The 1,331-nt window shown below is 39.8% G+C and carries 1 protein-coding gene; it reads left to right on the plus strand.

Going from position 1 to position 1,331, the window contains the following annotated elements:
- Positions 1 to 10: 10 nt before the first annotated feature.
- The gene (locus tag F6K37_RS42745) at positions 11 to 1,243 is read left to right on the plus strand and encodes a glycosyltransferase (protein WP_287257267.1); all 1,233 of its coding nucleotides are present in this window, start codon (positions 11 to 13) and stop codon (positions 1,241 to 1,243) included.
- Positions 1,244 to 1,331: the final 88 nt, after the last annotated feature.

Below are 1,331 nucleotides of genomic sequence, written 5' to 3' on the forward strand. Positions count from 1 at the left end.
AAATATCAAAATGTTTAACCAACATTCAACAGCACCTCATCTCTACCTAATTGTTCCCAACATCTTTAACTTCAAAGGCGGAATTCAAGTCTACTCCACCTTTTTCCTCCAAGCCTTACAAACTCTTTATCCAGAAGCCCAATACGATATTTTCCTCAAATACGATACCTCTTCTCAGCCTAACTCTCAATTGCTACCACAAAGTCGATTTCATTGCTTTGGTAAATTTTCCCGCTTTCTACAAAATATTCTCCTTACTCTGAAAATTATTTTAATGGGAATTTGGCAACGACCAACTCTTATCATTACCACTCACATCAACTACAGCATTCCTTGCTACTGGCTTAAACAACTGACAGGGATTCCCTACTGGGTTGTGGCTCATGGTGACGAAGTTTGGAACCTCAAACATCCCCTCCGCCAGAAAGCATTACGTCATGCAAACCAAATAATTGCGGTTAGTCACTATACACGGGATCGCCTTCTCCATGAACAAAAGCTCAATCCTTCTCATCTTTCTATTTTACCCAATACCTTCGATGGAAAGCAATTTAACATTGCACCAAAACCGTTTCATCTGTTGAAAAACTATAAACTTTCTCCCCACCAGCCTATTATTTTAACGGTTTCTCGCTTAGGAAAAACTGCTGCTCCTCACAAAGGCTACTTCCAAATTATTCAAGCTTTACCTCAAATTCGCCGTCAGATTCCGGAGGTTCATTATATTATTGTTGGTAAGGGAGATGCCAAACCTGAGATTGAAGCATTAGTTCAGCAACTTGGCTTAGAAGACTGCGTTACTTTAGCTGGATTTGTACCGGATGATAAGTTATGTGACTACTATAATCTCTGCGACGTTTTCGCTTTACCCAGTTCTATTGAAGGCTTTGGAATTGTCTATTTAGAAGCCCTTGCTTGTGGTAAACCTGTGTTAGCTGGAAACCAGGATGGGGCTGTTGATCCGCTGGAAAATGGCAACCTTGGATGCTTAGTTGATCCACAAAATGTGAATGCGATCGCCTGGAGTCTCATTCAGATTCTGCAAGGTTCCTATCCCAACAAAATGATCTACCAGCCCGAACAGTTACGACACAGAATAATTGAGACCTTTGAATTATCTCAGTTTCAAAAGACTTTGGCAGATTTAATTGAAAACAAGCTCTCCTACAGAAGTCAGCATAACTATTCATCTTTTAAAAACCTGAATTATCTACAATTTATATCAAAAATTATGGAACATTAATGTCAGAGTAAGCGCAAGAAAGAGAACGCTATTTTGTGCTAGCAGCCGATAGTTATCAATAAACCCTGCCTTGTCTTGATGCAGCCCA

The sequence above is a fragment of the Moorena sp. SIO4E2 genome (assembly GCF_010671945.1).
In the GTDB taxonomy this organism is placed as follows: domain Bacteria; phylum Cyanobacteriota; class Cyanobacteriia; order Cyanobacteriales; family Coleofasciculaceae; genus Moorena; species Moorena producens.

What these genes read in the sequence shown, in the direction of transcription:
- F6K37_RS42745 (WP_287257267.1), top strand. Translation starts at nt 11, where the DNA reads ATGTTTAACCAACATTCAACAGCACCTCATCTCTACCTAATTGTTCCC.